14 protein-coding genes and 1 pseudogene are annotated in these 19,749 nt (G+C 64.8%); 2 read left to right on the top strand and 13 right to left on the bottom strand.

Going from position 1 to position 19,749, the window contains the following annotated elements; translation table 11 throughout:
- Positions 1 to 82: 82 nt before the first annotated feature.
- The 11 genes from Q8O96_RS04995 to iolC all read right to left on the bottom strand — a co-directional run bounded on the left by Q8O96_RS04995 (position 83) and on the right by iolC (position 14,369).
- Positions 83 to 487, bottom strand: a complete 405-nt coding sequence (locus tag Q8O96_RS04995; protein ID WP_011060892.1) for a TraR/DksA family transcriptional regulator — start codon at positions 485 to 487, stop codon at positions 83 to 85.
- Between the two features lie 421 nt (positions 488 to 908).
- Positions 909 to 1,931, bottom strand: coding sequence for an ABC transporter permease (locus Q8O96_RS04990; RefSeq protein ID WP_102864453.1), 1,023 nt, complete (start codon positions 1,929 to 1,931; stop codon positions 909 to 911).
- A 69-nt stretch (positions 1,932 to 2,000) separates the two neighbouring features.
- Positions 2,001 to 3,566 carry a sugar ABC transporter ATP-binding protein gene (locus Q8O96_RS04985; RefSeq protein WP_305948472.1) on the bottom strand — a complete coding sequence of 522 codons (1,566 nt, stop codon included), beginning with the start codon at positions 3,564 to 3,566 and terminating at the stop codon, positions 2,001 to 2,003.
- 104 nt (positions 3,567 to 3,670) lie between these two features.
- Entirely contained in the window at positions 3,671 to 4,597 is a 927-nt protein-coding gene (locus Q8O96_RS04980) for a sugar ABC transporter substrate-binding protein (RefSeq protein ID WP_102864452.1), read from the bottom strand.
- A gap of 536 nt (positions 4,598 to 5,133) precedes the next feature.
- Positions 5,134 to 6,144 carry a Gfo/Idh/MocA family protein gene (locus tag Q8O96_RS04975; RefSeq protein ID WP_115582269.1) on the bottom strand — a complete coding sequence of 337 codons (1,011 nt, stop codon included), beginning with the start codon at positions 6,142 to 6,144 and terminating at the stop codon, positions 5,134 to 5,136.
- Between the two features lie 34 nt (positions 6,145 to 6,178).
- Positions 6,179 to 8,116: a 3D-(3,5/4)-trihydroxycyclohexane-1,2-dione acylhydrolase (decyclizing) gene (iolD, locus tag Q8O96_RS04970; protein ID WP_207167662.1), complete on the bottom strand. Its 1,938-nt coding sequence runs from the start codon at positions 8,114 to 8,116 to the stop codon at positions 6,179 to 6,181.
- Positions 8,117 to 8,185: 69 nt separating this feature from the next.
- Positions 8,186 to 9,007, bottom strand: a complete 822-nt coding sequence (locus Q8O96_RS04965; protein WP_115582268.1) for a TIM barrel protein — start codon at positions 9,005 to 9,007, stop codon at positions 8,186 to 8,188.
- A 36-nt stretch (positions 9,008 to 9,043) separates the two neighbouring features.
- Positions 9,044 to 10,543 carry a CoA-acylating methylmalonate-semialdehyde dehydrogenase gene (locus Q8O96_RS04960; protein WP_102864448.1) on the bottom strand — a complete coding sequence of 500 codons (1,500 nt, stop codon included), beginning with the start codon at positions 10,541 to 10,543 and terminating at the stop codon, positions 9,044 to 9,046.
- Between the two features lie 43 nt (positions 10,544 to 10,586).
- Positions 10,587 to 11,393: a 5-deoxy-glucuronate isomerase gene (iolB, locus tag Q8O96_RS04955; protein WP_102864447.1), complete on the bottom strand. Its 807-nt coding sequence runs from the start codon at positions 11,391 to 11,393 to the stop codon at positions 10,587 to 10,589.
- Positions 11,390 to 12,298 carry a myo-inosose-2 dehydratase gene (gene iolE, locus Q8O96_RS04950; RefSeq protein ID WP_102864446.1) on the bottom strand — a complete coding sequence of 303 codons (909 nt, stop codon included), beginning with the start codon at positions 12,296 to 12,298 and terminating at the stop codon, positions 11,390 to 11,392. The genes iolB and iolE overlap by 4 nt, the downstream gene beginning before the upstream one ends.
- Positions 12,299 to 12,428: 130 nt before the next feature.
- A complete protein-coding gene (gene iolC, locus Q8O96_RS04945) occupies positions 12,429 to 14,369 on the bottom strand; it encodes a 5-dehydro-2-deoxygluconokinase (RefSeq protein ID WP_207167657.1) in 1,941 nt (646 codons plus the stop codon).
- A gap of 312 nt (positions 14,370 to 14,681) precedes the next feature.
- Between iolC and Q8O96_RS04940 the strand changes: the two genes are divergently transcribed.
- Positions 14,682 to 15,602: a MurR/RpiR family transcriptional regulator gene (locus Q8O96_RS04940; protein WP_207167655.1), complete on the top strand. Its 921-nt coding sequence runs from the start codon at positions 14,682 to 14,684 to the stop codon at positions 15,600 to 15,602.
- On the opposite strand, the gene Q8O96_RS04935 is transcribed toward Q8O96_RS04940, so the two are convergent.
- The gene (locus Q8O96_RS04935) at positions 15,599 to 16,531 is read right to left on the bottom strand and encodes a bifunctional oligoribonuclease/PAP phosphatase NrnA (protein WP_305948471.1); all 933 of its coding nucleotides are present in this window, start codon (positions 16,529 to 16,531) and stop codon (positions 15,599 to 15,601) included. The genes Q8O96_RS04940 and Q8O96_RS04935 overlap by 4 nt on opposite strands.
- A gap of 82 nt (positions 16,532 to 16,613) precedes the next feature.
- Complete coding sequence (locus tag Q8O96_RS04930; protein WP_305948470.1) at positions 16,614 to 18,095, bottom strand: PLP-dependent aminotransferase family protein; 1,482 nt, start codon at positions 18,093 to 18,095, stop codon at positions 16,614 to 16,616.
- A gap of 92 nt (positions 18,096 to 18,187) precedes the next feature.
- Here Q8O96_RS04930 and Q8O96_RS31160 point away from each other — a divergent pair.
- Positions 18,188 to 19,410 (top strand): annotated as a pseudogene (locus Q8O96_RS31160) (multidrug effflux MFS transporter).
- Positions 19,411 to 19,749 lie beyond the last annotated feature (339 nt).

Raw genomic sequence — 19,749 nt, 5'->3', positions numbered from 1 at the left:
GGTTTGCAGTAGATCAAGGGAATGAACGGGTATGGAGTCGTACCCGAAAAAACAAAGCCCCCGCTGTGGCGGGGGCTGGCGATCAGGCTTGACGCTGATGCTTGTCGATCTGCTCGTGGCGCTCTTGGGCTTCGATGCAGTACTTGGTGGTTGGGCTGATCAGCAGGCGCTTGAGGCCGATCGGCTCGCCGCTGTCATCGCACCAGCCGAAGCTGTCGTCACTGATCCGGCCCAGGGCCTGCTCCAATTGCGGCAGCATGCGCTGGTCACGATCAATGGCGTTGACCAACCAGGTGCGCTCTTCTTCGACGGAAGCGGCGTCGGCCGGGTCAGCCGGGGTGTCCAGGCTTTCAATGGCGATCCGGTTCTGTTCGATGCGCTCGTGGGTTTCCACCTTCATGGCTTGCAACAGGTCGCTGAAAAAAGCGTGCTGCTCGGCATTCATGTAGTCATCCGCCGGCATGGCCAGCAACTTTTCCTTGGTCATTGATTTCTCTATAAAAAATACGTGCATTAAGGCGAATTCAAACTGTTTCCGGTTGACCCGTCAGGTCATCAGAAAGGCGCCATACCTTCCAAGCGCCACCCGGCACTCAATTTACGAGGGGCGGCAGTCTAAGGCCGGTTTGAGGGCGCAGCAACTGAAATGACAGCGAATCTGTCTGACAAACCGCACAAAGCCCGCAATTGCGGGCTTTGGTGGCATTTGTCAGAGTGCTTTTATAACAAAAAATTCCATACAAGCAGGTCTTTTAGAAGACAAACGGCAGTACCGGGCGGCGGATTCGGAGCCTTTTCCCCCGTTTCTCCGCCGCAGAAGCCAACTTGCCGGCGAACAGCCCCGTCCGTTGCACCTCATCTTGTGGGCGCCTTCGCTGGCCAGCCGGCGCCGACAACAGGCTGGTGGATCAGCGCTTGAGCTTGCGCTTGTTACGGTACTGGTCAATGACCACCGCCACCACGATGATCAGGCCCTTGATGATGTCCTGGATGTAGGCATCCACGCCGACAAAGGTGAAGCCGCTGGCCATGACGCCAAGAATCAGCGCGCCGATCACCGTGCCGGTGATGCGCCCCACGCCACCGGCCAGGCTGGTGCCGCCGATCACGGCCGCGGCAATCGCATCCAGTTCATAGGACATGCCCATCCCCGCCTGCCCGGTGGCGGCCCGCGCCGAGGCCACCACCCCGGCCAGCCCCGCCAGCAGCCCGGCGATGCTGTAGACGATCACCAGATGGCGCTTGACGTTGATCCCCGAGGTGCGCGCCGCCTGCATGTTGCCGCCGATGGCGTAGGTGTATTTGCCGTACTTGGTGTAGCGCAAGGCGATGTGGAAGATCACCGCCACCACCAGGAAGATGATCACCGGCATCGCCCCGTGACCGATGGCGGTGTAGGAATCGGACAGCATGCTCACCGGCTGGCCTTCGGTGTAATAGCGGGCCAGGCCGCGGGCCGACACCATCATGCCCAGGGTGGCGATAAAGGGCGGAATGCCAGTGATGGCGATGATGCTGCCGTTGATCGCCCCCGCCAGCAGGCCCACCCCCAGCCCGGCCACCACCGGTATCCACACCGGCAAGTCGGTCAGGGACGGAAACACTGCCCGGGCAAAGTCCGAAGTCTGCGCCAGGCTGGCGGCGATCATCGCCGACAGCGCCAGCACCGAGCCCGAGGACAGGTCGATGCCCGTGGTGATGATCACCTGGGTCACGCCGATGGCCAGCAGACCGATGATCGACACCTGGAGGATCATCAGCACCAGGCGCTGAGAGTTCATCAGGAAGCTCTGGTCACGCACGATCCAGCCGAACAGCTCGAAGACCAGGCCGATGCCGATCAGGACCAGAAAAATACTCAATTCGGTGGGAAGGCGCCGGCGCGTTCTAGCGGGCGCCGCGGCCGGTTTGTTTTCAGACATCACGTTCATAACCACTCACCTTTGTTAGTGCCTGGCCGCGGCGAATCACAGCGCCGCCGGCCGCCATCGATTGAAGAATCAGTGCACCACCGACATTCCCGACGCCAATTGCATCACCCGTTCCTGGGTTGCCTCGCTGCGGTCGAGGGTGCCCATGAGTTCACCTTCGTGCATGACCATGACCCGGTCGCTCATGCCCAGCACTTCGGGCAGCTCCGAGGAAATCATGATCACCGCCATGCCTTCGCTGGCGAGGAAGGAGATCAAGCGGTAGATCTCGGCCTTGGCCCCGACGTCGATACCCCGGGTCGGCTCATCAAGGATCAGGATGCGCGGGTTGGTCATCAGCCAGCGCGCCAACAGGGCCTTCTGCTGATTGCCCCCGGACAAGGTATCGATGCATTGCTCCAGGGACGGGGTCTTGACCCGCAGCTTCTTGCACATGTCCTCGCACAGGGCACGCAAGGCCTTCTGCTGGACAAAGCCGCCGCCGGCGTAATGCGGCAGCACCGCCACTTCCATGTTTTCCAGGACCGACAGGCACGGGAACAGCCCGCTGAGCTTGCGATCCTCGGTCAGCAGGGCAAAGCCCTTCTCGATCGCCTGGTGCGGGTCGCTGATGCGCAGGGCCTGGCCGTCGAGAACCATCTCGCCGCCGTCGCAGGGGGTGATGCCGAACAGGGTCTCGGCAACATTGGTCCGGCCCGAGCCCATCAGCCCGGCGATGCCGAGGATCTCCCCGGCGTGCAGGTCGAAGGACACCTTGTCGAACACCCCGTCCAGGCGCAGGTCGCGGACCTGGAGCAGCAGGTCGCCGACGGGGTTCTCGCGCTGGGGAAACAGCTGGCTCAGCTCGCGCCCCACCATCATCGAGATCAGGCTGTCGCCGTCCAGGCTGTCGGCCCGTTGCAGGCCGATATAGGCACCGTCACGGAACACCGCCACTTCATCGGCGATGGCGAACACTTCGTTCATTTTGTGGGTGATATAGATGATGCCCTTACCCTGGGCCTTGAGGTCGGCAATGATCGAGAACAGGTGCGCCACTTCCTTGTCGGTAATGGCCGAGGTCGGTTCGTCCATGATCAGCACGTCGGAGTCGTAGGACACCGCCTTGGCGATCTCCACCATCTGCCGCTCGGCAATGCTCAGGTTGCCCACCTGCTCCTCGGGGTCGAGGTTGATGCGCAGGCGTTCCAGCAACTGCGCGGTGCAGCGGTGCATGGCGCGGTGATCGATCATGCGCAGGCCGTTGAGCTGCTCACGGCCGATCCAGATGTTCTCGGCAATGCTCATGTGCGGCATCAGGTTGAGCTCCTGATGGATCATGGCGATGCCCGATTGCAAGGCCTGCAGGGGCGTTTCGAAGACCACCGGCCGGCCCTTGAGGCGCAGCTCGCCGGCGTCCGGCTGATAGATGCCGGCGATGATTTTCATCAGGGTCGACTTGCCGGCGCCGTTCTCGCCCATCAGCGCCAGCACCGTTCCCGGGCGTACCCGCAGTTGCACATCGGACAGGGCCACCACACCGGGAAAGCCCTTGCTGACGTTGATGACCTCCAGCAGAAAGGGTTCTTCAATCGATGTGGCGGCAGGCGAGATTCCCGCCTGCGGGGTGCTCGAGGCAGTCGCGCTAGAGAACATGATCAGGTACTCCATCGGCAAGGCCACCCAAGGCCGCCTTGCCACTTATTACTTATTGTTGTTAGAGCCTGTTCTTCTGGAACAGCTCTGGAAGGTGAGCGGCGTTACTTGAACTGGTCGACGTTGTCCGGGGTGATCAGCCGATACGGAACCCACACCGCCGGCTCTACCGGCTCATGCTTGATCATCTTCACCGCGGTATCGATGGAACCGTCCGCCTGGCCCTTGGCGTCCTGGAACACCGAGAGCGCCAATTCGCCCTTTTTCACCGCGCGCAGGCCATCCGGGGTGCCATCGACACCCGCGATCAGCACACTGCCCTTCTCGACCCCGGCCTGCTTCAGCGCCATGGCGGCACCAATGGCCATTTCATCGTTGTTGGACACCACCGCGTCGAACTTGCGGCCCTGGGTCAGCCAGTCGTTGACCAGGGTCATGCCCTTGTCCCGCAGCCAGACCCCGGTCTGTTCCTGGTCGACCTTGATCCCCGGGTACTGGGCCAGCACCTCCTTGACCCCCTTGGTGCGGTTGGTGGTGGAGTTGTTCGCCAGGTCGCCCAGCAGAATCACGATGTCGCCCTTGCCGCCCATCTTGTCGGCCAGGTACTGCATCTGCATTTTCCCGGCTTCCAGGTCATTGGAAGCCACGGTCACCACGCCCTTGGGCAGGTTCAGGTCATCCGGGCGGCGGTTGACGTACACCAGGGGGATGCCGGCCTTCACCGCGGCCTCGGTGATTTTCTTAGTGGCGGCGGTATCCACCGGGTTGACCACGATCGCGTCGACTTTCTGGCTGATGAAGTTCTCGACCTGGCTCAATTGCTTGACCACATCGCTGCGGGCGTCTTCGAACTGCAGCTTGACGCCATCGGGCAGGGACTTGGCTTTCTGATCCATCGACTCGCGCAGATAGGTCAGCCAGGTGTCATCGAACTGCGACATGCTCACGCCGATCTTGATGTCGGCGAAGGCGGCCCCACTGGCCAGCAGCATCGACAGTGCAAGCGAGGCAAAACGGATCTTGGTGTTCATCACAGGTCTTTCTCCACATTCTTGTAGGTTTTATGGATAAAGCGCAGAAACCACTCAGAGCGACAGATGCACGATGGGGGCACCGGGTACGCAGCACAGCAGTGAACCGTTGCGTTCTACACACAGAAAGCCGAGGCAGGTCAGGAGGACGGCAGAGCGGCTGGGCCGAGGCGAAGCGGAGGTTGGCGCGGGCGAGCTGCGAAACCGCGAACCGAGAGCGAGGATGGTGCTAGTGAAGATTTTCATCGACGGTACCTGTTGTTTTTGTGGGTCGGTCCGCACGCCTCTCATGGTTTGCTTGAGGGCATGCGACCTAGCGAGTCGGCAACCTGAAAATGACTTTATTGGAAAATAATTTCTATATCAACTCATTTTAGAATTTTATTCCAAATCAGTTAAAGCCTTGAAAATCCTGGCCCGTGGCCAATGTGCGCCCAAGCCCGGTGGGGTCGCGCCCGGGGAAAACCCGGGCGGCGGTTCAGCGGCGCCCAACCGCAGGCGCCCCCGCAAATCCCCCGGGCAGGCCCGGTACAAGGTCAGTCGTAGAAGCCCGGGCGCACAGGCAGCTCAACCTTGACGATCTGGCCGCTGCCCTGCGCTTCGATGCAGGCATCGGCCGCCACGGCGGCGGCAAAGCCGTCCCAGGCCGAGGGCCCGCCTACCTGGCCGGCGCGCACGCCGTCGATAAAGGCCTGCAACTCCACGTCATAGGCGGCGATAAAACGCTCCTTCCAATCCATCAGGATGGCGTTGGACAGCTTGGCTTCGCTGCGCAATTGCACCTGGGACGGCTCCGGCAGCCTGGCGATACCGCTCTCCCCCACCACTTCGCACTGGATGTCGTAGCCGTACTGGCAGTTGACGAACACTTCGACGTCGATGCGCGTGCCACGGGCGGTTTCCAGCAGCACGATCTGCGGGTCGCGCAAGTGGGCCAGGGCCTTGCTGGTCTTGCGCGGGAACACCACCTGCACCGACACATAGTCGTCGGCCAGCAGCCAGCGCAGCACGTCCAGTTCGTGGATCAGGGTGTCGGTGATGGCCATGTCGGTCTTGTAGTTCTCCCCCACCCGCGGGTTGCGGTGGGCGCAGTGCAGCATCAGCGGCTCGCCGATCTGGCCGCTGTCGATCACCGCCTTCAAGGCCTGGTAACCGGCATCGTAGGGGCGCATGAAACCCACCTGCACCAGGCGCTTGCCGTGGGCGATTTCGGCCTCGACGATGCGCCGGCAGCCGGCGGCGGTCACCGCCAGGGGCTTTTCACAGAACACCGGCTTGCCCGCGGCAATCGCCGCCAGCACGAACTCCTCGTGGCTCGGGCCCCAGGAGGTCACCAGCACTGCCTCGACGTCCGCCGCCTTGATCAGCGCGTGGCCGTCCGGGTAGACCTCGGCGCTGAGCTTGAGGTCGCTGACCACCTTGGCCGCCGACGCCAGGTTGATGTCGGTGACCGCCACCACCTGGCTGCCCAGCAGGGTCTGGCTGCAACGACGGATGTGATCCTGGCCGATGGCCCCGGTCCCGATAACGCCAAGTTTCAAAGACATGCAGATACTCCTGTTGTTGTTCGTTGCAGAGCAATCAGTACTGCCGGGCCTGGGCCAGGCGTTCATTAAGGGTCTTGGCCGCCGCATCGGTGCGCTCGCTGGTGGACACCTGGGCCACGCCCACCCGCCACCAGGACAGGTAGCTGTGGATCATGGTCTTGGGCAGGACCTTGATGTCGATCAGGGTCGATACCGTCTGGGTCCGGGCATCGGCCAGGGCCGCCAGCAGTTGCTCCTCAGTGCTGACCTTGTAGGTCTTGCAGCCGTAGGCGGCGGCGCTCATGGCGAAGTCCACCGGCACAAAGCCGCCGTCGAGCTTGCCGCTCTGCGGGTTGCGGTAGCGGAACTCGGTACCGAAGCTGTCCATGCCGTGGCCCATCTGCAGGTTGTTGATGCAGCCGAAGGTCATGTTGTCCAGCAGCACCACGTTGATCTTGCGCCGCTCCTGGATCGAGGTGACCAGCTCCGAGTGCAGCATCAGGTAGGAGCCGTCGCCCACCAGGGCGTACACCTCGCGATCCGGCTCGGCGAGCTTGACCCCCAGGGCCGCGTTGACCTCGTAGCCCATGCACGAATAGCCGTATTCCACGTGGTAGGTATTGACCCCCTTGCTGCGCCAGCTGCGCTGCAGGTCGCCGGGCAGGCTGCCGGCGGCGGCAACGATGATGCCGTCCTCGGGCAAGGCCTGGTTGAGCAGCCCGAGCACCCGGCTCTGGGTCAGGCAGGAGCCGGTCAGTTCGATGAATTCGCGCAGCACCGCCGGGTCCAGGTGGTCATTGATTTCCGGGACAAAACCGTCGTCCTGGTATTGCACCTGATACACCCGGTCCACCTCGGCTTCCAACTGCGCCTTGGCCTCGCCGATCTGCCCGTCCCAAGCCGCCCGATAGCCGCTGCGGCCCAGGGTTTCGCTCAGGGCCTGCAAGCCGGCGCGGGCATCGGCCAGTAGCTGCACGCCCTCCATCTTGAGGCTGTCGCCAGGGCAGACATTGAGGTTGAGGAACGCCACCTCCGGGTGCTGGAACAGCCATTTCGACGAGGTGGTGAAATCGCTGTAGCGGGTACCGATGCCGATGATCAGGTCGGCTTCCCTGGCCAGCAGGTTAGCTGCCAGGCAGCCGGTCTCACCGATCCCGCCGACGTTCAGCGGGTGCTCGGAAACCACCGCGCTCTTGCCCGCCTGGGTTTCGGCAAAAGGAATGCCGAAGCGTTCGGCAAAGGCCTGCAACGCCCGATTGGCCCCGGAATACTTGACCCCGCCGCCGCAGATGATCAGCGGCTTGCGCTTGCCCTCGAACAGCGCCAGGGCATCGCCGAGCATGGCCTCGGTGGCCGGGCGGCGGTCGATGCGATGCACGCGCTTGGCGAGGAAGGAGTCCGGGTAATCGTAGGCTTCGCCCTGCACATCCTGGGGCAATGCCAGGGTCACGGCGCCGGTCTGCGCCGGGTCGGTGAGCACGCGCATGGCGTGGAGCGCCGCGCTCATCAGTTGCTCGGGGCGGTTGATGCGGTCCCAGTATTGGCTCACGGCCTTGAAGGCATCGTTGGTGCTGATGCTCAGGTCATGGAACTGTTCGATCTGTTGCAGCACCGGGTCCGGCTGGCGGCTGGCGTAGACGTCCCCCGGCAACAGCAGCAAGGGAATCCGGTTGGCGCTGGCGGTGGCCGCCGCGGTCAGCATGTTGGCCGCGCCGGGGCCCACCGAGGAGCTGCAGGCGTAGATCTTGCGCCGTAGGTGCTGCTTGGCGAAACCGATGGCGGCGTGGGCCATGCCCTGCTCGTTGCGGCCCTGGTGCACCACCAGGTCGCCACAGTCCTGCTCCAGGGCCTGGCCCAGGCCGAGCACGTTGCCGTGGCCGAAAATGGTGAAGACCCCGGCGATGAACTTGCTCTGGACCCCATCCACCTCGACGTATTGGTTATCGAGGAATTTCACCAGGGCCTGGGCCATGGTCAAGCGTGTCGTACTCATGGTTTGCACCTTCATCTTGTTATGTCGCCCTGGGGGAGCCGGCTTGCCAGCGCCCACAAGGAAATGACCTCAGGCCAGGGCTTGCCGCAAGTGGGCAATGCTCGCCGCCAGCGCCTGCTGGATATCCGCCCGCCCGTGCACGCTCTCGGCAAACGGCTCGAACGACAGGTAGCCGCTGTAGCCACGGCTGCGCAAGGTGTCGATCTGCGCCGCATTGCCGAGGATGTCCGCCTCGCCGACCAGTACCCGATGACCGTCGCGAATGCTGCCAAGCGGCGCCTGGCGGTCCTCAACTCCGGAGATGTGCACCAGCCCGGTCAGCTCGGGGAAGAACTCATGCTCGCCGGCCAGGTGGTGGTGGAAGGTGTCGTGCACCAGGCGCAACACATCCAGGCCGCCAGTGGCACGGATCGCCTCCACTGCCGTGCGCTTGTGGCGCAGCGCGCATTCCTCAAAGCCCAGGGGCTCGATCAACCCCAGCAGGCCGTGCTCCCGCAGGATCGGCGCCAGTTCGCTCAGGGCCGTGCGCAACGCGCTGCTGCGCTGGGCCTCAGTGCGCGGATCGGCAGGGTCATTGAGCGGGCACAGCACCAGCCCCTCGGCGCCGCAGGCACGGGCATAGGCGGCCAGTTTCAGGGCCTGCTGGCGACGCTCGTCGTTCCACACATCGAAGGGGTACAGGGCGTTGATCGACAACACCTTGATGCCCTGGGCCGCGCACAATTCGCGGACCCGCTGCGGCGGCGTGCCGTCCTCGATTTCCACGCCCGCAAGGTCATTGCGCAGCTCAATGGCATCGACCTTCAGCGTCAGCGCCAGGTCGATGAACTCCAACAGTGACAAACCCGGTGCAACCATACGATTCAGGGCGAAACGCAGGGGCTGGCTCATTCTTCTTGTGCTCCCAAATCCATCCCGTCGAGACAGTTACTTGGCCGTCGGCATGCTGAATTCCGGGCCCTTGGCGATGCTGTCGGGCCAGCGCTGCATCACGCTCTTGTAGCGGCTGTAGAAGCGCACGCCTTCCTCGCCGTAGGCATGGTGGTCGCCGAACAGCGAACGCTTCCAGCCGCCGAAGGAATGCCAGGCCATGGGCACCGGAATTGGCACGTTGATGCCCACCATGCCCACCTTGATACTGCGGGCAAAGGCCCGGGCCACGCCGCCGTCGCGGGTGAAGCAGGACACGCCATTGCCGAATTCATGGGCGTTGATCAGCGCCACCGCGCTGGCAAAGTCGGGCACCCGCACAATGCCCAGCACCGGCCCGAAGATTTCCTGCTGGTAGATGCTCATCTGGGTAGTGACGTGATCGAACAGGGTGGCGCCGACAAAAAAGCCCTGCTCCGCCCCAGGTACCTTGAAGCCGCGTCCGTCCACCAGCAGCTGTGCGCCCTGGGCCACGCCCTGGTCGATGAAACCTTCAACCCGGGCCTTGTGCTCGGCGGTCACCAGCGGCCCCATGTCGCTGTCGCCCTGCAAGCCGTTGCCGACCTTGAGCTGGTCGATGCGCGGCAGCAGCTTGGCGATCAATTCGTCGGCTACCTCGCCCACCGCCACGGCGATGGAGATGGCCATGCAGCGCTCGCCGGCCGAGCCGTAGGCCGCACCGATCAGTGCATCGGCGGCCTGGTCCAGGTCGGCGTCGGGCATCACGATCATGTGGTTCTTGGCCCCACCCAGAGCCTGCACGCGTTTGCCTCGGGCGCTGGCCTGCTGGTGGATGTACTCGGCAATCGGCGTCGAACCGACAAAGGAAATCGCCTCGATGTCCGGGTGCTGGAGCAAGCCGTCCACCGCGCTCTTGTCGCCCTGGACCACGTTGAACACCCCTTCGGGCAACCCGGCTTCGGTCAACAGGCGCGCCAGCAGCAGGCTAGCGGACGGGTCGCGCTCGGACGGCTTGAGGATGAAGCAGTTACCAGTGATCAGGGCGATGGGAATCATCCACAGCGGCACCATCACCGGGAAGTTGAACGGCGTGACCCCGGCGCACACGCCCAGGGGCTGGCGCAGGTTCCAGTTGTCGATGCCGCCACCGATGTTGTCGCTGAAATCGGTTTTCAACAGGTTCGGCGCGCCACAGGCGTATTCGACGATCTCGATGCCACGGGTCACCTCGCCCATGGCGTCGGACAGCACCTTGCCGTGCTCGCGGGTGATGATCTGCGCCAGTTCCTGGTGGTGCCGGTCCAGCAGTTCCTTGAACTTGAACATCACCCGCGCACGGCGCAGGGAGGACTGTTCGGACCAGGCAGGAAAAGCCCGCAGCGCCGCGGCCACGGCCTCGTCCACGGTCTTCTGGCTGGCCAGGGCGACGCGGGCCTGGACCGCACCCGTGGCCGGGTTGAACACCTGGCTGAAACGCTCGCCGGCGTCCTGCACCTGGCCGCCGATGTAATGACCTATTACCGGGGTGTCGCTCATTGTTCTTGTTCTCCGTAAAGGGTTGCCGTCTGAGTTCGGCGCTTCAGAGATCCAGCAGCCAACTGTGCTGCGGGTCGTTATGGAACTGCCAGACGCGCTTGGGCCCGGCCATGACGTTCAGGTAATAGGACTCGTAGCCGTAAGGCACGCTGACCGGGTGATAGCCCTTGGGCACCACCACCAGGTCGCTGTTTTCCACGGCCATGGCCTGGTCGATGCTGCGGTCGTCGGTGTAGACCCGCTGGAAGACGAAGCCCTGGGGCGGGTTGACCTGGTGGTAATAGGTCTCTTCCAGAAAGCTCTGGTGCGGCAGGTCATCGGTGTCGTGCTTGTGCGGCGGGTAGCTGGAGGAATGCCCGGACGGCGTGCGCACCTCCACCACCAGCAGGGAATGGGCCGGCTCGCTGTCGGGCAGGATGTCGCAGACATAACGAGTATTGGCGCCCTTGCCGCGCACGCTGCGCTTGCACTGCTCCGGGCGGATCAGCCGCGGGCCGAGGCCAGCGGCGGCATCACCCGGGGCGGCGCACACAGCGATCTGCACCTCGCTCAGAGCGGTGACCTGGGCCTGGCTGCCCGGCGGCAAGTAGGCGGCAAAGGGCGATTTGTCTTCGAACACCGATTGCCGGTCGCCCAGGTTGTCCCACTGGAAGGCGCCCTGGGGCGCTTGGCCCTGCACATCGATGCGGCCGCTGAGCAGCACCAGGCACAGTTCCTGGTCGCCGGCGCTGAGCGGCAGGCTTTCCCCCAGGCTCAGGCGGTAGGCACTGAAGCCCACGTATTCCAGGGCGCCCTCTGGCAACTGGACCAGGGTCCGGCCCTTGGCCGCGCTTTTCACCAGCAGGTTCATTGGGCAGTACTCCTGCGTTGCACAGCGGCGTCCAGCAGGGCCCGCAAGGTGTCGTAACCTTTTTTCGCATAGACGTAGCTCGGTGCCACGGCCGGGTCCTGCTCGGCTTCCACCACCAGCCAGCCCTGGTAGCCCGCGTCCAGCAGCACATCGAGCAAGGCGGCAAAGTCGAGGTCGCCATCACCGGGCACGGTGAAGGTGCCGTTGACGATGCAGTCCGGGAAGCTCCACAGGTTGTTGCGCGCCAGCTGCACCACCGGCTTGCGCACGTCCTTGAAATGCACGTGGCAGACGCGGCGGATGTGCTTGCGCAGCACCTCCAGGGGTTCGCCGCCGCCCATGTAGCAGTGGCCCGAATCGAACAGCAGGCCGACTTCCTCGCCGGTCAGGCTCATCAGTTTGTCGATGTCTGCCGGGGACTCGACGTAGGCGCCCATGTGATGGTGATAGGCCAGGCGCACACCCTGGGACAGGGTGAAGCGCGCCAGCTCCGTGAGCTTGTCGGCGTAATCCTGCCAGGCCTGTTCACTGTGGAAGCGCGGACGCTCGATCAGGCGCACCGGTGAACCCTGGATCGAGTCGGCCACCTCGCCGTAGACCAGCACCGAGGCGCCGTTGCGTTTCAGCAGTTCGACGTGGCTGGCAATGGCGTCGATTTCCTGCGCCACCGAACGCCGGGCCAGGCGGCTGGAGTACCAGCCCGAGACCAGCGCCAGGTCATAAGGGCGCAACACATCGCCCACACCCTTGGCGTCCTTGGGGAATTTGCCGTTGAGTTCAAAGCCTTGGTAACCGATGTCACGGCCTTCGCTCAGGGCGGTGCTCAGGGGCGTTTCACCGCCCAGGGCCGGCAGGTCGTCGTTGCTCCAGGAGATCGGGTTGATGCCAATTCGGATAGCGGGCATGGCTGCACCTTTTGTTGTTATTCATGAAAGCGTGGAGTACGGCCTCGCACTCGTAGGAGCTGGCGTGCCAGCGAAGGCTCCGGCGAGCCTGGCACCAGGCTCAAGACCCTCTTCGCCGGCAAGCCGGCTGCTAACGTGAGCGGGCGCTGCGCCAGGCGTTGATCAGTTGTTCGAAGGTGCCCTGCACTTGCCGGATCAGGGTTTCGTCGTCGATCTCCCCCGCCAGCCACCCACGGCTCGGCTCCTGGAAAATCGTCCGGCCCACGGCAAAACCACGGCAGGTCTGGCTGTTGGCGGCTTGCCGGAAGCCCTCGGCCAGGCACTCGGCCGAGGCATTCAGGCCCAGCAGCACCACGCCACGACAGTACGGGTCACGCTCCTGGATCAGCTCGTCGAGCTTTTGCCACTCCTCGGCCGACTGCGCCTCGATCTTCCACCACGCCGGGTAGATACCCAAGTTGTACAGGCGCTTGAGGCTGCGGTAGAGCACCTCGGGATGGGCGCCGGGCAGGTCCTTGGGCGGGATGATTTCCAGCAGCAGCTCGTGGCCGCTGACCTGGGACGCCTGATACAGGCCGCGGATCTGTGCTTCCTGCTCCAGGCGCAGCAGGGGTTCATCGTCCGGGTGATATTGCACCAGGCACTTGATGATCTGCTCCTGGGGCCAGGCGATCAGGTTGCTGCCCACCGAGCGCCCATGCTCGAAGGCCAGCGGCCGCGAGCCCTGCACCTCCACCGGACGCGCCACCCACCAGCCGCGCCCGGTGGCGGCATTCAGCGCATCCTGGCCGAAGCGCTGGTCGGCCAGCAGGCCGACATCGGCCGCCACGCCCTGCTCGCGCAGCAGCTGCTCGACCCGCTCGACCGCCTGGATAAACAGCTGCTTGAGGACGCTGATGCGCGTCGGGTCCTGGCCGCCCTGTTGCGCCAGTTCCACCAGTTGCCCACGGTGATCGAAGGCAAAGACGAACAATTGCTTCCAGGCCTTGCGCGGCACGCTGACCTGATGCAGGCGTTGCAGGATCGGGTCCTGGTCGGGACGGGTAATGGGCACCGGGCTGCTGAACAGGTAATCCAGTTCGGCGCGGGTCGGCATCGCCGGGGCACAGGCATGGCGCGACACCACCAGGCCGCCGCAGGCGTTGGCCAACTGGCAGCAGCGCTCATCGCTGGCGTCTTTCAGCCAGCCACTGAGGAAGCCGGACATAAAGGCATCGCCGGCGCCCAGCACGTTGAGCACCTCCACCCGCACACCGGGATAGATCGCCCCGTCCTCCAGGCGCGGCGGAATCTCGCCGTGGATCACCGAGCACCCTTGCGGGCCGAGCTTGACCACCAGGGTCGCGGCGCTCAAAGAGCGCACCGTGCGCAAGGCCGTCAGCAAGTCGTCGCTGCCACCGGCAATGAGGAATTCTTCTTCGGTGCCGACGATCAGGTCGAAACGCCCCAGGATGCTCTGCACATGCTGGCTGACCTGGTGATCGGCGACAAACCGGGTCTCACCGTCAGCCTTGCCCGCCAGGCCCCAGAGCACTGGCCGGTAGTCGATGTCCAGGACCCGCTTGACCCCGTGCTTTTGCGCGTAGTCCAGGGCCTGGAGGCTGGCCCGGTAGACGCCGTCGGTGGAGAAATGGGTGCCGGTGATCAGCAAGGCCTTGCTGGAGGCAATAAAGGCTTCGTCGATGTCTTCGGCGCGCAGCGCCATGTCCGCGCAGTTCTCGCGGTAGAACACCAGGGGGAAGGTTTCGCGGTCCTTGAGGCCCAGCAGGACCATGGCGGTGAGGCGTTGCGGGTCGACCTGGATGGCACTGACGTCACAGCCTTCGCGTGCCAGGGACTCCACCAGGAAGCGCCCCATGTGATCGTCGCCGACCCGGCTCAACATCGCCGACTTGAGGCCCAGACGCGCGGTGCCGAAGGCAATGTTCGCCGACGAGCCGCCGAGGTACTTGGCAAAACTGCTGACATCCTCCAGCCGCGCACCGACCTGCTGTGCATAGAGATCGACGCCCAGGCGTCCGAGGCAAATCAGATCCAATTGACGCCCACTGGCAAAACGAGTCTGGCCCATGCTGGCTCCTGTTATTTTTATCAGCCTGTGCTCGCCACCCTTGGCAGGCGCCGAACACTCTTGGTGGATGCAGACTAAAACGTCTCTCGGCGCCAATCAATATTTTTTCTATAAGTTTTTTACGTGGAATATTTTTTCCATTAAACTTGTTCTAGCCTGAGCCAGAGGTCATGCATCGTTTCAGCAAGGTGCCGGCCGGCATCAGCCCGAAGATTTTATGGGCCCCTACCCTGTAGACTGCCGGCTGCCCACCTATTGTCAGGGGACGGGGCCACAGGCCGTTCCCATAAGCACAAGCCAGAAGGATTTTCTATGTCCCGCACCGATCAGCCGGCCTTGTCCGAGAGCACGCCCGAGAGCGACCTCGTCAGCCCTCCGATCAATGCCGAACGCCTGCTGCAACTGATCACCGAGGAATACGAGAGCCTGCCGCGCCAGCTCAAGCGCATTGCCAGCTACATGAGCCAGCAGAGCGACCGGATCATGGTCGACCGCATCAGTGACATCGCGCGGGAATGCGAAGTGCATCCCTCGGCCATCGTGCGCTTCTCCCAGCGTTTCGGCTTCAGCGGCTTCAGTGAAATGCAGGCGCTGTTTCGCCAGGCCTACACCCACAAGGCCACGCCGGTACAGAACTACCAGCAGCGCATCCGCAGCATGATTGCCAACAAGTCGCAGAAGGCCAGCGGCGGTGACCTGGCTCGGGAATGCGTCAACGCCACCCTCTCGGGGATCGAGCGCCTGGGCCTGGAACTGGACGACACGGCCTTCGACAAGGCCGTGGACCTGGTGGTCAACGCCGACAACATCTACGTGGTCGGGGTGCGCCGCTCCTTCGCCGTGGCCGACTACCTGGTGTACAACCTGCAGCACACCAACAAGCGCATTCACCTGGTGTCGGGCCTGGGGGGCAGCTACCGCGAGCAGATGCGCAGCATCCGCCCCAACGACCTGGTAATCGCCATCAGCTTCACCCCCTATGGCAAAGAGACCCAGCACTGCCTGCGCATTGCCCAGCACAACCAGGCCCAGACCCTGATCATCACCGACAGCACCCTGTCGCCCCTGGCCAAGCGCGCCAACAGCGTGCTGCTGGTCAATGAAGGCAGCTCCTTCGCCTTCCGCTCACTGAGCGCCACCCTGTGCCTGTGCCAGGCACTGTTCATCGCCGTGGCCTACCGCCTGGAACTGAAGATGGACGAGATTCACGAACAGGGCGGCTTCGACGACTAGCCCGTCCGACAGGACGGGGCCTGCAGCGCCAGGCCCTTGCGCAGCAGTTCCTTGCGCAGGATCGGCCGGGCCAGGCAATGCACGCCGTCCAGGGCGCGGCACTCTAGCAGCCGCTCCAGTTTGTGGGCACTGCCCTGGCTGCCGGTCAGCAGGTAGCTTTTGCCCTCACTGAGGCTGATCAGGTTCAGCAGCCAGTCATCGCCCCACTGCCCCAGCACCTGCTCGATCAGGCTGCGCTGGCGCGCCAGCAGGTCCTCGCCATTCCACAGGGTCAGCTGGGCAAAGCGCTGCGGCAGGTTGCTGGACGGTTCGAGGACTTTCAGGTCCTTGAGCAGGGCCTGCGCCAGTTGCGCTTCGATCTGCCGCTGGCATTGCTGGAAATACTCGTCGGGCCACTGCGGCCCCAGGCCGGCATGGGCGGCCAGGGCAGCGTAGGCCTCGCGGTCCGCTGCGGTGCATCCCTGGTCGGTGAAGTTCAGGGTGTTGTCGAGGATTCCCGCCGCCAGCAGTTGCGCGCTGTCGCGGCTGATCCTGGGCAGCAGCCCGGAATCGCGCCAGCGCTCAAAAACCTGGGTGCAGGCGGCGCCGATCGGGCGGATATCCGCGTATTTGCCCAGGCGCTCGTCCCAGAAGGCCTCGAACCCGGGGTGATGGTCGATGACCTCGATCACCCGGGCGAGGTCCACCAACGGGTCCAGGTGCAAGTGGTTGGAAATGTCCACCAGCACGAACTGATCGGCGCCCTCCGGGACGTGGCGGTCCAGGCCCTTGAGCTGCTGGCGGAAATGGGCCGGGATGCTCTCGTTCAGCGGTGCGCTGCTCAGGGCCCGGGCCGGGCGGCCGCTGAGGTTGAGCAATTCGGCGTAGGCGATGCAACCGGCGTAGGCGTCGATATCCAGATAGGCCGCGCCGGCGGTGACAATGATCATGACGTCCGTGTAATCCACAAAGGCCGAAGGCCGGGGCGTCGAGGGTGCCCGAACCACATGACAGGCAGATGACAGCCCAGGCTCAGCGCGCTTGCACTTGTTCTTGCTCTTGCCGCGCCGCGGCCACCAGCAGCGCCGCCAGCCGCGATCCGCTGAAACGGATCTGCGCCAGGCTCAGGGCCGCATAGCCGATGATCACCGCCGGCGCCCGGCGCACCTGCTGGCAATGTTCAATCACCCCTTGCAGCAGCAGGCCCTGCTCTGCCGCGCGCCGGCGAAAGCCCGCCTCGTCGCTACCCGGAGGCAACTCCAGGAGCAGATGCAGCCCGGCCTGCTGGCCACTGATGCGGTAACAGCCGGGCGCCTCCCGCGCGAGAATCGCCAGCAGCAGGTCGCGGCGCTCCTGATAAGCCTGACGCGCCGCCCGCAGACAACGCAGAAAGGCGCCACTGGCGATGTAGTCGGCCAGGGCCAGCTGTTCGATCACCCCCACCGAGCGCCCGGTGTTCTGCAAGGTGGCCAGCAGCCTTGCACGCAGCGCCTCGGGCACCAGCATGAAGCCCACCCGCAAACCGGCGAACAGGGTCTTGTTGAAACTGCCGCAGTAGATCACCCGGTCATCCGGGTCCAGAGACTTGAGAGCCGCCAGGGGCGCGCTCTGGTAGTTGAATTCGCTGTCGTAGTCGTCTTCCACCACCCAGGTGTCGCTGTGCCGGGCCCATTCCAGCAGCGCCAGACGCCGGGACACCGGCATGGTCATGCCCAGGGGCGCCTGATGGGCCGGGGTCACGTAGACCATGCGTGCATCGCGGTGGCCTTGCAGTTGCGCCACGTCGATGCCCTCCTCCTGCACCGGAATCGGCACCAGCTGCGCACCGGCCAGGGCAAACAGGCCCTGGGCCGAAAGGTAGCCGGGGTCTTCGATACAAACCTTGTCCCCTGCATTGAGCAGGCTGCGGGCCAGCAGGTCGAGGCCATGGCGGATGCCGGTGGTGATCATCACTTGCCCGGCATGGCAGGCGATGCCCCGGTGCTGCCCCAGGTACTCGGCGATCTGCTGGCGCAGCGCCGGCAGGCCGGCGGGGTCGGCATCGCACAGCGATTGCGCCGTGGCACTGCCCAGGGCTCGGGTCAGGGAACGGGTCCAGCGCTGCAGGGGAAACAGCGCCGGGTCGGCGAGTCGTGCCACAAAGGGCTGGCCGGCACGTACGCTCAGCGGCGGACACGAGGGCTCGTTGTCACGGCTGGCGGACGGTGCAACGCGTGCCGGCGCGCTCAGATACAGGTCCGGTACCACCGCGCAGACCCGGGTCCCGGAACCGCTGGCGCGACTCACATAGCCTTCGCTGCGCAGGCGGTCGAAGACCACTTCCAGGGTGCCCCGGGACAGGCCCCAGCGCTGGGCCAGGGTGCGGGTCGAAGGCAAGCGGCAGCCGGCAGGCAGGCGTTTTTCCAGGATCGCCTGGCGCAAGGCAGCGTAGGCGCTGTCCTGCTTGCCCAGGGTTTCATCCATGCGCTCCGGCAGGGGCAGGTCGAGGGGCACGGGGTGTTTTCCACGGCTCATAGTGGTCCAGTCGAATGGGCTCTAAACGGTGCTCGGCATTAAACCATAAAGACCTTAATTTCAGCGCCGTACCCACTTGCCCCGAGCCCGCCATGCCCCCGCTTGCCGACGCCCCGCCCCGCTCCATTGCTGTTACACGCCCCCTTGCTCCCTGGCTCTGGACCCTATTGCTGCTGGTGGTGGTCTGCCTGCCACGGATCAGCATCGACCTGTACCTGCCGGCGCTGCCGGCCATGGCCGACGACCTGGTGGCCAGCGACGCCCAGCTGCAACTGACCCTGAGCCTGTACATGCTCGGCTATGCCCTGTCGATGCTGCTGGGCGGGCCGCTGTGCGACCGTTATGGCCGACGCCCGGTGCTGCTGGCGGGCACGGCGCTGTTCCTACTGGCCAGCCTGGCCTGCATGCTCGCCGCCAGCGTCGAGGTGCTGATGGTCGCCCGCCTGCTGCAAGCGTTGGGCGGTTGCTGCGGCACCCTGATCGGCCGGGTCATGGTCCGCGACCGCTGCGCCCCCGAAGAGCAGCCGCGCCTGCTCGGGCTGCTGTCCATGGGCATTGCCCTGTCGCCGATGCTGGCGCGCCGCTGGGCAGCCTGATCGACCGCCTGCTGGGCTGGCGCGGGCTGTTCCTGTGCCTGAGCCTGGTGGCCGCGGCGGCCTGGCTGCTGATGTACAAACGGCTTGCCGAAACCCGCCCGCCGCAGCTCTGCCCCGTGGCCGCCAGAAGCCTGCCTAGCCTGTACCTGCGCCTGCTGGGCGAGCGCTATTTCATGCGCTATTCCCTGGCCATCGGCTGCCTGTACTGCACCTATTTCCCTTTCATCCTGCAATCGTCGGCGCTGTTGCAGCGCCAGCTGGGGCTGTCACCCACGGCCTACGCCCTGGTATTCGCCGCCACCGTGGCCGGCTACCTGCTGGGTTCGCGGCTGTTCCAGCGCCTGGGCGCGCGCCACAGCGCCGACCGCCTGATAGCCCGGGCCTGCCTGTTGAACCTGGCGGGCGCCGGCCTGTTGCTGCTCGCTCGCAGCCTGTGGCCCGACAGCCTGTGGGCAATCGTCCTGCCGATGCTGCCGCTGATGCTCTCGGTGGGCCTGGCGATACCCGCCTGCCAGCTGGCGATCCTGCAACCCTATGCGGCGATGGCGGGCACCGCTTCGGGGCTGTTCTTCTTTATCCAGATGGCCCTGACCGCCGGCTGCGGCTTGCTTGCCAGCCTGCTGGCGAACCACCCGGCCGGCTCGCTGCAGGCCCTGACCGGCCTGTCCAGCCTCGCCCTGGGCCTGGTCTGGTGGTGCCTGCGACCACGGCAGCCCTAGCACCTGTGGTAACGCGACGCGCAACCCGCCGGTCGCCGATTACCTGCCTGGCTGTAGCCGCTGCTGAGCCCGCGAAGCTGCGCAAAGGCCCGCAGGGCCTTGCCTGACGATCGCCCGCCGAACCCGCAGCGGCCTCAAGAGCGCTGCGGCCCTTCGTGCCGTTCGCAGCCTGCGGCAGCGGCTACACCAACCTCGGATCGGCACCGTCCCTGTAGCCGCTGCCGAGCCTCGGCGAGGCTGCGCAAAGGTCCGCAGGACCTTGCTTGACGATCGCCCGCCAAACCCGCAGCGGCCTCAAGAGCGCCGCGGCCCTTCGTGCCGTTCGCAGCCTGCGGCAGC

It is taken from the genome of Pseudomonas sp. LPH60 (genome assembly GCF_030718165.1).
Classification (GTDB): Bacteria; Pseudomonadota; Gammaproteobacteria; order Pseudomonadales; family Pseudomonadaceae; genus Aquipseudomonas; species Aquipseudomonas danubii.
Note: the sequence above shows the minus strand (reverse complement) of the source record. Positions and strands in the feature narration are given on the sequence as shown.